The organism is Streptococcus parasanguinis, assembly GCF_032163505.1.
Classification (GTDB): Bacteria; Bacillota; Bacilli; order Lactobacillales; family Streptococcaceae; genus Streptococcus; species Streptococcus parasanguinis_V.
In genome coordinates this window covers 1,880,772-1,894,740 of record NZ_CP134147.1, presented here as the reverse complement: position 1 = coordinate 1,894,740, position 13,969 = coordinate 1,880,772, and the positions used below count along the sequence as shown (strand labels likewise).

General features: G+C 44.9%; 2 protein-coding genes. Both read left to right on the top strand.

Features of this window, described 5'->3' with window-relative positions:
- Positions 1-159 precede the first annotated feature (159 nt).
- Positions 160-7,617, top strand: coding sequence for an accessory Sec-dependent serine-rich glycoprotein adhesin (locus tag RIN70_RS10365; protein WP_390897815.1), 7,458 nt, complete (start codon positions 160-162; stop codon positions 7,615-7,617).
- 196 nt (positions 7,618-7,813) lie between these two features.
- Positions 7,814-13,891, top strand: a complete 6,078-nt coding sequence (locus RIN70_RS09355) for an accessory Sec-dependent serine-rich glycoprotein adhesin (protein WP_313790558.1) — start codon at positions 7,814-7,816, stop codon at positions 13,889-13,891.
- Positions 13,892-13,969: the final 78 nt, after the last annotated feature.

Here is a 13,969-nt window from a genome sequence, read left to right as displayed (position 1 = left end):
GTCATTTCAGGTATGTGGGAAATGAAAAAGGATCCAAAAAGAGAACCTCCGGGTTCTCTTTTTGTGTGCTGTTTTTTATGTTAAAAACTAGTCTTAATTAGTTACTTTTGGGGAAAATTAGTGTATAATAACTCGATATCTTATTTTTAAGGAGCGGACATGTTTTTTAAACGTTCGAAGGGTGATTTTCGCGAAACGGAACGAATCACACGTTATAAATTAATCAAATCAGGAAAGAATTGGGTACGGGCATCTGTCTCGCGGTTAGGCCTATTTCGTGTCATGCGAGGTGGTGTGGATGAAAACATCGTGGTTCAATACGAAGCATCATCACACTCTATGCCTGCGGATCTGGTCAAAGGGATGGTTGTGCTAGGGGCTCTGGCTGGGGCGACAACGGTTGCCAATCCAGTATTTGCCGAGGAAAATGAAATGAATGCGACTGTTGGGTCTGAAATCAGCCCATCGACCGGTGTGGTTGGACAAGATAGCTTTGTCTTGGGAACGACGTCTACCACAGACTCTGTGTCAGCGAATCACTCCATGAGTGAATCCATCTCATTTTCAGAGTCAGCTAGTGACAGCCTTTCTTTGTCTCAGTCGGTTTCTTTGAGCGAATCACATGTTGTTAGTAATTCAGCGAGTCAGTCCACATCAGAATTTGCTAGTAGCACTCTCTCGGAGAATGATGCTATTCATGTAGCTACTCCTGAAACGAGTGAGAAAGTAGCAGAGGCTCAAAACACTCGCTCGGAAGACCAGGTGAAGCGTCTGCAAGTTTTGGCTTTGGATTTATACACCTATCGTGCGCAGGCTTTGGAAATCCCTGGGACGGAATCTGCTATTGAAAGTGGAGATCTGGCTTTAGAAGCTATTCGTACTGGTTTGTCCAATCCCGCAATTCAAATGGATGCTGTAGAAAGTCAAGCAAAGAGTGCTCGCAATCGCTTGGCCAATGCGGTGCTTCGTGCGACATCTGGCCAACGGGATCCACGTAACGGGAATCGTATAGATGCTGATACCAGTCTCCGTGCACCCCAGTATAATTTAGGGCCAGCCAACAATGCCTTGATTTCTGTTTATAACTCTGATTACATTAATCAGGCTTATAATGTTGTGGAAACCATTCCTACACGAAATAGTATTAAGAGCATTGGCTACGCTTCTGGTAGTGATCGTGTGAATGGCATCAATGTGCCTCAGACGTCGGCCTTGAAAAATAGTGCAGTGGCCTTTAATATCATGGGAACTGTTGGGCAGACAGAGGTCGTAACGCCTGGGAAAATTTATAATGTTTCTTTTGTAGTGACCAATACGGCTAGGCAGTCAGTGACACGAACGCTACGCATTCAGGTTTTGCCGCAAAATGATGGCATTCGTAATCCGATTACGGCTGTGACGACAGCGACTTTTGTCAATGATACTACTAACTTGGCCCAGGCTGAAAAAGAGAAGATTTGGGAAGCGTTTAAGACTGCTAACCCCAATATTGCCACTTCAAAGGACTTTAAATCTTATTCCGTTTCATCATCTGGTGTGGTGACCATTACCTATAAAGATAACACTACAAATGATGTGACGGCTCCAGTGAAGCGACTTGCAGCACCAACTGTTGAAACGAGATTATTGGATAAGGCTTACACACAGACGCCTGTAACGGTGACGGGAGCTGAGCCAGGTTCTACAGTCGTTCTATACAATAATGACGACGAAGTGGGAACAGCTGTGGCAGATGCTTCTGGACAAGCGATCGTAACACCGAATGCTCCCTTGCAAACGGGTGGCGTAACGGCTAAGGCTCGCATTCTGTATGGGGACCATGCAGTTTATTCCGATGCCAGTAACATGGTTGCTGTAACAGATGCCACACGTCCTGAAGTGACGGCTAAGTTGACCGTCAATGGTGTGGAACCGAAATCAACCCCTCTTGAAGGTGGTGGGAAGAATTATACTATTTACGCTGGTGATGATGCGGTTGTGACCTTTACAGCGACGGACGATAGTGGCAAGTTGAAAGAAATGAAAGTCGTTGCACGAGCGGATCTGAACGACAATGCCTTGAACGGGAATTTCTTTGGTGGCAGCCAGTATGGGACAGGTGATATTGCTCCTATCACGGGAGATATTACGGCTACCAGTGCGAACCCTGCAACCATCACAACGACCATTCATTTGAAGGATGACCTTTACCATACCTACCGAAATACATGGCAACGCAACGTCGCGGCTATTGACAATGCCTCCAATATGAACCGTCCAAACGGTTTGGGTGAGATTCGGATTACCCAAGGGCGTCTCGCTGATCGTACGCCAGGTGTGGCGCCGACAAGCACTATTCAGGTGACGAGTCTAACTGCATTGACAGATGCAGATAAGAGCAAGGTGATTGCAGCTGTATCGGCAGTCAACCCAGAGGTGGCCAACCGGATTAAGTCCTATACGGTTAATAGTGATGGTACAGTCACCATTACTTATAAAGATAGTACGACCAATGTTGTAGCTGTGAAATTGTCAGATAGTGATCACAGCCAGTCTGTATCAAACAGTCAGAGTGCATCTACGAAGACTTCGCAATCGATCAGTCAGTCCTTAAGTGCGAAGCAATCACAGAGCGTATCGGCTCAGCAGAGCGTTTCATTGAGCCAGTCACTGAGCTCGGTTCGCTCACAAAGTTTGTCAGCTTCACTAAGCCAATCAGCTTCTGCAAGTGTCTCAGCTCAAGCTAGTTTATCTCGCAGTCAATCGTTGAGCAAGGAGGTTTCTCAATCTCAATCCGCTTCAACGAGTCAATCTGTATCGACAAGAAAATCTGAATCTGTGAAAGTTTCGGAATCAGCATCCGCAAGTGTCAGTGGCTTGCAGTCTGCTTCGGTATCAGCAAGTGTATCCAAAGTGGTTAGCCAGTCTGTCTCAAGTTCGACATCCGCTTCAACGAGCGCCTCTGTTTCAGTGAGTCAGTCAGCATCAGCATCGCTTTCACAGTCGGTATCAGAGTCACTAAGTCAATCGACTCGCGAGTCGGCTTCAAAATCAGTGAGTCAATCGCAGTCTGAGTCTGCATCAGTATCTTTGAGTGAGTCCGCTAGAAAATCAGCATCGTTGAGCACTTCCGTATTGGAGAGCCAATCTGCCTCTACTTCGGTATCGGTTTCTACCTCTGAATCGGTGTCGACATCCGAATCAGCTTCTGCTTCTGAATCAGTTTCGACATCAGAGTCAGCATCTTCATCAGAATCAGTTTCAACCTCTGAGTCAGTCTCAACCTCTGAATCGGCATCGACATCAGAATCGGCATCAACCTCAGAGTCAGTCTCAGCGTCTGAATCAGTGTCTACGTCTGAATCGGTGTCAACATCCGAGTCGGTTTCTGTATCTGAATCAGTGTCTACGTCTGAATCAGTGTCTACGTCTGAATCAGTTTCAACATCCGAGTCCGTTTCGACTTCTGAATCGGTTTCTGTATCAGAATCAGTATCGGTGTCTGAGTCATTGTCAGCATCTGAGTCAGTATCAACGTCTGAATCGGTGTCGACTTCAGAGTCATTGTCAGCGTCTGAATCAGTTTCAACATCTGAATCAGTTTCAACATCTGAATCAGTCTCAACATCCGAGTCAGCATCTACATCAGAATCTGTATCAACGTCTGAGTCAGCATCTGCGTCCGAGTCAGTATCAACGTCTGAATCGGTTTCTGTATCAGAATCAGTGTCAGCCTCTGAGTCAGCATCAGTCTCTGAGTCAGCATCAGTCTCTGAGTCAGCATCAGTCTCTGAGTCAGCATCAGTCTCTGAGTCAGTTTCAGCCTCTGAATCGGTATCGACGTCTGAGTCGGTCTCAACGTCCGAATCTGCATCAACATCCGAATCAGTCTCTACGTCTGAATCAATCTCGACATCTGAATCATTGTCGGCGTCTGAATCAGTATCAACGTCCGAATCGGTTTCTGTATCTGAATCAGTATCAACATCCGAATCAGTCTCAACCTCTGAGTCAGTCTCAGCGTCCGAATCAGTATCAACATCCGAATCAGTTTCAGCGTCTGAGTCAGTATCAACGTCCGAATCAGTTTCTGCATCTGAGTCAGCGTCAGCCTCTGAATCAGCTTCTGCGTCTGAGTCAGCGTCAGCTTCTGAATCAGCTTCTGCGTCTGAGTCAGCGTCAGCTTCTGAATCAGTGTCAACTTCTGAATCAGTGTCTACGTCTGAATCGGTGTCGACATCCGAGTCAGTCTCAACGTCCGAATCAGCCTCTGCTTCAGAATCAGTCTCAACCTCTGAATCAGTTTCAGCATCCGAGTCAGCATCAACGTCTGAGTCGGTATCGACATCCGAGTCAGTTTCAGCATCAGAATCAGTTTCAACCTCAGAATCAGTTTCAGCATCCGAGTCAGCGTCAGCTTCCGAGTGGGTTTCAACGTCCGAATCTGCATCTACATCCGAATCAGTATCAACATCTGAATCAGTATCAACATCCGGATCAGTCTCTACGTCTGAATCAATCTCGACATCTGAATCATTGTCAGCGTCTGAATCGGTTTCTGTATCTGAATCAGTATCAACATCCGAATCAGTCTCGACATCAGAGTCAGCATCTACCTCAGAATCAGTTTCAACCTCTGAGTCAGTTTCTACATCCGAGTCTGTCTCAACATCTGAGTCAATTTCAGCTTCTGAGTCGGTTTCAACATCCAAATCAGTGTCTACTTCTGAATCAGTATCTGCGTCTGAGTCAGTTTCAACCTCTGAATCAGTCTCGGCATCAGAGTCAGTTTCATCGTCTGAGTCAGCATCTACGTCTGAGTCGGTTTCAGCGTCAGAATCAATCTCGAAATCTGAGTCAGTGTCTATTTCTGAATCAGTCTCGACGTCAGAGTCAGTATCAACATCCGAGTCAGTGTCAACATCCGAGTCAGTATCAACATCCGAATCAGCTTCTGCGTCTGAGTCAGTATCAGCGTCTGAATCAGTGTCTACTTCTGAATCAGTTTCTACCTCTGAGTCAGTATCTACGTCTGAATCAATCTCGACCTCTGAATCATTGTCAGCATCGTTGAGCACCTCAGTATCTGAAAGTCAGTCAGTCTCTGCTTCGGTGTCAGTTTCGACTTCAGAGTCGGTTTCAATGTCAGAATCAGCCTCTGCGTCCGAGTCAGCGTCAACTTCTGAATCAGCATCAACCTCTGAGTCAGCATCAGATTCCGAGTCAGTCTCAGCGTCTGAATCAGTATCAACGTCTGAATCAGTGTCGACATCCGAGTCGGTTTCTGTATCTGAATTAGTATCAACGTCTGAATCAATGTCGACATCCGAGTCGGTTTCTGTATCTGAATCAGTGTCTACGTCTGAATCGGAATCGACATCCGAATCAGTTTCTGCATCTGAGTCAGCGTCAGCCTCTGAATCAGCTTCTGCGTCTGAGTCAGTATCAACATCCGAATCAGCATCTGCTTCTGAATCACTCTCGACATCAGAATCAGTCTCAACATCCGAGTCGGTTTCTGTATCTGAATCAGTGTCTACATCTGAATCAGTTTCTGCGTCCGAATCAGTATCTACGTCCGAATCAGTATCTACGTCCGAATCAGTATCTACGTCCGAATCAGTCTCGACGTCTGAGTCGATATCTACATCTGAGTCGATATCTACATCTGAGTCGGTGTCAACATCCGAATCTGCATCTGCTTCTGAATCACTCTCGACATCAGAGTCAGCATCTACATCAGAATCTGTATCAACGTCAGAGTCAGTTTCAACGTCCGAATCAACATCAGCCTCAGAATCAGTGTCGGCGTCTGAGTCGGTTTCAACGTCCGAATCAGTATCAGCATCCGAATCGGTTTCAACCTCAGAATCAGTTTCAACATCCGAATCAGTTTCAGCGTCTGAGTCAGTATCAACGTCCGAATCAGTCTCGACATCTGAGTCAGCATCAACGTCTGAATCAGTTTCGACATCAGAGTCAGTATCGACCTCTGAGTCAGCGTCAACATCCGAATCAGTCTCAACCTCTGAATCAGTTTCAGCATCCGAGTCGGCATCTACCTCAGAATCAGTTTCAACCTTTGAATCGGTCTCTACGTCCGAATCAGTCTCGACTTCAGAGTCAGTTTCAGCATCAGAATCAGTTTCAACCTCAGAATCAGTTTCAGCATCCGAGTCAGCGTCAGCTTCCGAGTCGGTTTCAACGTCCGAATCTGCATCTACATCCGAATCAGTATCAACATCTGAATCAGTATCAACATCCGAATCAGTCTCGACATCAGAGTCAGCATCTACCTCAGAATCAGTTTCAACCTCTGAGTCAGTTTCTACATCCGAGTCTGTCTCAACATCTGAGTCAATTTCAGCTTCTGAGTCGGTTTCAACATCCAAATCAGTGTCTACTTCTGAATCAGTATCTGCGTCTGAGTCAGTTTCAACCTCTGAATCAGTCTCGGCATCAGAGTCAGTTTCATCGTCTGAGTCAGCATCTACGTCTGAGTCGGTTTCAGCGTCAGAATCAATCTCGAAATCTGAGTCAGTGTCTATTTCTGAATCAGTCTCGACGTCAGAGTCAGTATCAACATCCGAGTCAGTGTCAACATCCGAGTCAGTATCAACATCCGAATCAGCTTCTGCGTCTGAGTCAGTATCAGCATCTGAATCAGTGTCTACTTCTGAATCAGTTTCTACCTCTGAGTCAGTTTCAACGTCTGAATCAATCTCGACATCTGAGTCATTGTCAGCGTCTGAATCGGCATCAACGTCTGAGTCGGTTTCAACTTCAGAATCAGTTTCGACATCCAAGTCTGAATCAACATCCGAATCATTGTCAGCCTCAGAGTCAGTTTCAACATCTGAATCAGTATCGGCGTCTGAGTCAGTTTCAACATCTGAATCAGTATCGGCGTCTGAGTCAGTTTCAACATCTGAGTCAGCATCAACGTCTGAATCATTGTCTACGTCCGAATCGGTTTCTGTATCTGAATCAGCATCAACCTCTGAATCAGTGTCTGCATCAGAGTCGGTTTCAACCTCAGGATCTGTTTCGACGTCCGAATCAGTCTCAACCTCAGAATCAGCCTCTGCGTCCGATTCAGCGTCAACATCAGAATCAGCATCAACGTCAGAGTCAGTTTCAACGTCAGAGTCAGTATCAGCGTCGGAATCAGTATCAACGTCTGTGTCAGCGTCTACCTCAGAATCAGTCTCAACGTCTGAATCAATCTCGACCTCCGAATCATTGTCAGCATCGTTGAGCAGTTCAGTATCAGAAAGCCAGTCAGTCTCTACTTCGCTTTCAGTTTCGACATCAGTATCTGCATCTGAGTCAGCATCATTGAGTACCTCTGCACCTGAATCAACTTCAACATCAGTAAGTACTTCAGTTTCAGTGAGTCAATCACAATCAGGAGCAACATCTGCTAGCGGTTCATACTCTAACTCAATGAGCCAATCAATTTCTCATTCAGAGTCATTGTCTGCATCAGAATCGGCAAGTGGATCACAAAAACACAGCCAGTCTGTGGTGCTTCCAAATACTGGCGAAACAGGATCTGTAACATCAGCTCTTCTCGGGCTAGTTACAGGGTTAGCTGGAATTGCTGGACTTACCCGACGTAAAAAGAAGGGGAACTGATCTAGTAGGAAAAATCATTTTTTCGAGTGAATCTCATAGGAGATTCACTTTTTTACTAGTAGAATGAATTATTTTTTATGTGTTACAAAAAAATTTGAAAATTAAACGATAATATATAAGTTTTTTGTAGCAAATTACTTGAATCTACGTAGTATTCCTGTATAATTAATAATGACTACAATGTAAGGGGAATATCATGCAATTTAAGCGTTCAAAAGGAAACTTTCGTGAAACAGATCGTGTCGTACGCTTCAAATTAATTAAATCAGGAAAAAATTGGCTTCGGGCATCAACGGCTGCTCTAGGCCTCTTTCGCGTGGTGCGTGGGCAAGTGGAGGAGACCATCATTGACAACGTACAGCAAGATCAAATAGAAAGTCAAAAGCATAACCAAGCCTTCTTAAAAGGTTTGATTACGGTAGGGACTGTATTTGGTGGTGCTGTACTTGCTACGACTGCTAAGGCGGAGGATGCAACATCACTTGCACCAACGGTTTCCGAGACAAAACAGGAAACCTTGGCAGAAGTAGATAGTGTGGTCTTAGGAAATACCTCTACCCAGTCTTCAGAATCCAGCTCTGTTTCAGAATCCACTAGTTTGTCTACATCTGTTAGTGCGTCTGCTTCGATCAGTGAATCTACTTCTTTGTCCTTGAGTGAAGTTGGATCAACTCCATTATCAACGGCATTTAGCGAGTCTGCTCAAATTTTAGAGTCAGAGGTGGTTGGTGAGGAGCCGACTAGTTTAGAAGAAGCCGTTGTTTTGGAACAAAATACCTCTGAAGCTGAATTGCTCCAAGAAATTGCAGGAAACTACGCATCTAAAATGACGGACACTGAGCGTCGAGCAGTGGTCGAAGCTGTCATTAACAAAGTGCAGGCTGAAGTGACTGCAAGCAATAACTTGATCCACACCAATGCCAGCGCTCAAGCTTATGCTGACCAGCGCGATCGCTTGGAGAAAGCTGTCGATGAGATGATGACGACCTTGACAGCTGCAGGTTTTGTGGGAAATACAAATGTAGATGGGAAACCTGCGATCTCTGCTCAGTTGGCTCCCATTGCTGAGGTGGCTAAGAGTAGTAATAAAGAACTAGAGATTACACCAAACATGGATGATCGCAACGGTGCTAGTGTTGAAGATGCCCCTCTAACAGCTACAAATGTTGCCAAAGATCCTCATATCGATAAGCGCTATGTTAACCAAACACCTGAAGAAATTGCTGCTTATAAGAAGGATACGGATGCGACTCGCTATACCTTTGGGATTTGGGATTTTGTTAATAAAACAGGAGAATCACTCGGCTATTATGCGACCTTATCCATCGATCGTACCGATACCGATCCGAATACGCATGTGGGAAATGATGTATATTTCCGTGTTGTGAAAAAATCAGATGGTTCCGAGATCTTCTCTCAAACCTTCTCTGCCAATGTCATTGGTGGCACGCAGTTCCAACTACCTAAAGAAGTGTTGATTAAGAAAGCTCCTTTTGGGAATATGTTTGCCTATAGCAAGTCTGATGATGGGAAACCTGGGAACGTTTATCTAGGGACTTATGCTAGCCCAGAGACAAGTTTCCTTGTACGAGATGTATACGATGTGATGAACCCTTCAAAACAGGGGGAACTATTGACTTCGAGAGCTGAAATCAAGGTTCCATCTATGTGGGGGCACCAGTCGACTTTCTACAAAGTGGTAGATCCAGCAGGCAAATGGGTCGATGGAGAATACACGCCAACTGGGAAGGAAGAAGTCTTAGCAGAGTATACCCAATACGGGATTGAAGGTCAGCATTATACGGCCTCCAATGCTCGTGATATTGCAGGATATGTCAAGGTTCCGGTAGTGAACTCGGCTCAAAAAGCAACAACGGGGATCTTTGACAATAGTACGGTTGGCACACGCCGAGTGGAATTATATGGAAATGCGCGTGAGCATTTTATAAGAAGTGAAGTTGTTACAACCAGTCAAAACGGTGACTACATCCTTCGTTACTACGTTCTGGATCCTTCCAAAGTCTATAACGTTTCGAATCTCGATGTCGGGAATGAGCCGGTATTTGACAAGTATACCCTTGTTTATGAAAAAGAGTTTAAACAAGATGCTTCAGATGCCCTCTCTGATTTAGGTAGAACGCGTAAAGTTGAAAGTAAGAACAAAGATTATTTCTTGAATGTTACGCCAAAACGGGTGGATGATCGTCATTTTGAGTTGGAGATCACCGGATGGTTTTCGGCTAAAGAAACTGTCACCTACACTGATGAAAATACAGGAACAGAATATACAGTTCCAAAACCATTCACAGAGCTTCCAAAATCAACTTTTCTCGGTAACAATCAGACTATGATTGTCGGAGAAGATGCGACCCCTCAAGGTGCAGAAGGTTTTTCTAACTTTAAACAAACCATTCAAAAAATAGTGGTTTCAAATCCATTGACGAGCGTGAATTATTATTATCGGAAAATGACGTCGTCAGAATCTGCATCACAGTCTCAAAGTTTCTCAGCTTCAACGTCAGCATCTCTAGTTTCAGATTCGATTTCCTTGTCACAATCTGTCTCGACAAGTGAATCCAACTCGTTGGTTCAAGAATCGATCTCCACAAGTCAGTCAGAGTCGTTGATTCAAGAGTCAGTTTCAGCCAGCCAGTCCGATTCGCTGGTTAAAGAATCAGTTTCTGCGAGTCAATCAGACTCGCTGGTTCAGGCATCTGTATCGTCTAGCCAATCAGAATCCTTGGTTCAATCGTCGGTTTCAGTAAGTCAGTCAGAGTCTTTGCTTCAGGAATCCGTTTCGGCCAGCCAGTCTGATTCGTTGGTTCAAGAATCAGTTTCTTCAAGCCAATCTGAGTCGCTGGTTCAAGAGTCGATTTCAGCGAGTCAATCCGACTCACAATCAAAAGCAGCATCAGCATCTAAGAGTGAGTCTGAAAAAGCCTCGAAATCTGTTTCGTTGAGTCAGTCGGTATCCTTATCTAATTTAGTATCTAGATCAATTTCTGTGTCTCAATCGCAGTCAACATCGGCGGTTGGATCGGAGGAAGTGGTTTCTCAACTGATTTCCTTGTCACAATCTATTTCGATGAGCAAAAAGCTGTCAGAATCCGTTTCGTTGAGTCAGTCAGAGTCTTTGCTTCAGGAATCCGTATCGGCAAGCCAGTCAGATTCCTTGATTCAGGCATCTGTATCGTCTAGCCAATCAGAATCCCTGGTTCAAGCGTCAGTTTCTGCAAGCCAATCCGACTCGTTGGTTCAAACATCGGTATCGGCCAGTCAGTCTGAATCGTTGGTTCAGGAATCGGTTTCCGCAAGTCAGTCAGAGTCCTTGATTAAAGAATCTGTATCCGCCAGTCAATCAGACTCGCTGGTTCAGGCATCTGTATCGGCCAGCCAGTCCGAGTCCTTGATTAAAGAATCTGTATCCGCCAGTCAATCAGAATCCTTGGTTCAAGCCTCGATTTCTGCAAGTCGGTCAGAGTCATTGCTTCAGGCATCAGTCTCAGCCAGCCAGTCTGAATCCCTGGTTCAATCGTCGGTTTCTGCAAGCAAATCAGAGTCCTTGGTTCAGCAATCCGTTTCAGCAAGTCAGTCCGAGTCGTTAGTACAAGAATCCGTTTCTGCCAGTCAGTCTGGATCGTTGCTTCAGGAATCGGTTTCCGCAAGCCAATCAGAATCCTTGGTTCAATCGTCCGTTTCTGCCAGTCAGTCAGATTCCTTGATACAAGAATCTGTTTCTGCCAGTCAGTCAGATTCCTTGATACAAGAATCTGTTTCTGCCAGTCAATCAGACTCACAATCAAAAGCAGCATCAGCATCTAAGAGTGAGTCTGAAAAAGCCTCGAAATCTGTTTCGTTGAGTCAGTCGGTATCCTTATCTAATTTAGCATCTAGATCAGTTTCTGTGTCTCAATCGCAGTCAACATCGGCGGTTGGATCGGAGGAAGTGGTTTCTCAACTGATTTCCTTGTCACAATCTATTTCGATGAGCAAAAAGCTATCAGAATCCGTTTCGTTGAGTCAATCAGAATCCTTGCTTCAGGAATCCTTATCGGCAAGTCAATCCGATTCCTTGGTTAAAGAATCAGTTTCTTCAAGCCAATCCGAGTCGTTGGTACAAGAGTCGATTTCAGCCAGTCAATCAGAGTTTTCAGTTCAAGCGTCAGTTTCTGCAAGTCAATCAGAGTCTTTGATTCAAGCTTCGGTTTCTGCAAGTCGGTCAGAGTCATTAATTCAGGCATCGGTATCAGCGAGTCAATCCGATTCCTTGATTAAAGAATCAGTTTCTTCAAGCCAATCCGATTCGCTGGTTCAAGCCTCAGTTTCTACTAGTCAGTCAGCCTCGTTGCTTCAGGAATCCGTTTCAGCAAGTCAATCAGCCTCGTTGCTTCAGGAATCCGTTTCAGCGAGTCAGTCAGATTCATTGGTTCAAGCGTCCGTTTCTGCGAGCCAATCCGATTCGCAGGTTCAAGAATCAGTTTCTGCAAGTCAGTCAGACTCGTTAGTACAAGAATCAGTTTCCGCTAGTGAATCAGAGTCTTTGGTTCATGCATCGGTATCAGCAAGTCAATCAGATTCCTTGGTTCGAGCCTCAGTTTCCGCCAGTCAGTCAGACTCGTTGGTTCAATCGTCTGTCTCGGCCAGTCAATCCGATTCGCTAGTTCAAGAATCCGTTTCAGCTAGTCAATCAGATTCGTTGGTTCAAGAGTCGGTTTCTGCAAGTCAATCAGATTCACAATCAAAGGCAGTATCAGTATCTAAGAGTGAATCTGAAAAAGCCTCGAAATCAGTTTTGTTGAGTCAGTCGGAATCCTTATCGAATTTAGTATCCAAATCAATTTCTGTGTCTCAATCGCAATCGACATCAGCGGTTGGATCGGAGGAAGTGGTTTCTCAACTGATTTCCTTGTCACAATCTATTTCGATGAGCAAAAAGCTGTCAGAATCAGTTTCCGCTAGTCAGTCAGATTCGTTGGTACAAGAATCCGTTTTAGCCAGTCAATCAGACTCGTTGGTACAAGAATCCGTTTTAGCTAGTCAATCAGACTCATTAGTCCAAGCATCCGTATCTGTCAGTCAGTCAGACTCGCTGATTCAAGAATCGGTTTCCGCGAGTCAATCCGATTCGCTAGTTCAAGAGTCAGTTTCCGCGAGTCAATCTGAGTCCTTGATTCAAGCATCAGTTTCCGAAAGTCAATCGCAATCTACTTCTGATATCGAATCTAAGTCTCAAATTACAGAATCTATGTCCTTTTCTCGTTCTGATTCAATGAGTCAGTCGGAATCGCAAGTATCGACTGATTTGCAATCAACATCATTGAGTCAATCAGAATCGTTGGTGCGAGAGTCAGTTTCTGCGAGTGAATCGGAATCATTGGTTCAGGAGTCTGTATCGGCCAGTCAATCAGAGTCGCAGGTTCAAGCCTCAGTATCTGCCAGCCAATCAGACTCGTTGGCTCAAGCATCGGTATCAGCAAGCCAATCAGAATCCTTGGTTCAGGAATCCGTTTCAGCGAGTCAATCCGATTCACTGGTACAAGAATCAGTTTCTTCAAGTCAATCTGACTCCTTGGTACAAGCATCCGTTTCGGCAAGTGAATCAAATTCATTGGCTCAAGAATCTATCTCTGCCAGTCAATCAGAGTCGTTGATTAAGGAATCCTTATCGGCCAGCAGGTCCGTTTCTGCAAGCCAATCAGATTCATTAGTGCAAGCTTCTGCTTCGACAAGCGAATCAGCTTCAACTTCTCATGTTGTAGCTGCATCGCAGGTTTCAGAGTCTAGATCGTTCTCTCGATCCGTTTCTGAGAGTCTATCTGCTTCACAATGGACATCCTATTCAGAATCTCTAGCGTCAGCCTCACTATCGAAGTCAGACTCCTACAGCCAATCAACTTCGCTCCTTTCTTCAAGCGAATCTGCTTCAACGTCCATGCCAGTATCTGAATTTCCTTTGACGAGTGTTTCAGATTCTATAAGCGCATCATCGACAGAGAGTCAATCCTTATCGCAGGAAATTTCTGAATGGATCAGTGTGTCTTATGCGTCAAGTTTCTCTGCTGTGACAAGTTCTTCGGAGTCTGTCGTGTCTTCGTTTGGCACCTCTTACTCAGAATCTCCATCAGACACAAGCTCGCTAACTGCAACGCGTTCTTCAGAACCTGCTCTTCCAGAGACAGGTGCCCATCCTTCATCTAATATTCTTGCTACAGGAGTTTCCGTTCTTCTGTCTGGATTAGCCCTTTTAGGAATTCGGAAAAAAGATGGCAAATAAAACCTTAAAAGACCGGAATAAACCGGTCTTTTATTGATCTCGAATGTCTAAGAAGTTGGGAAATATGTTATAATGAAT

Excerpts from the sequence above, each read along its gene's own strand:
- RIN70_RS09355 (WP_313790558.1), top strand. The coding sequence starts at position 7,814 with ATGCAATTTAAGCGTTCAAAAGGAAACTTTCGTGAAACAGATCGTGTC.
- RIN70_RS10365 (WP_390897815.1), top strand. The coding sequence starts at position 160 with ATGTTTTTTAAACGTTCGAAGGGTGATTTTCGCGAAACGGAACGAATC.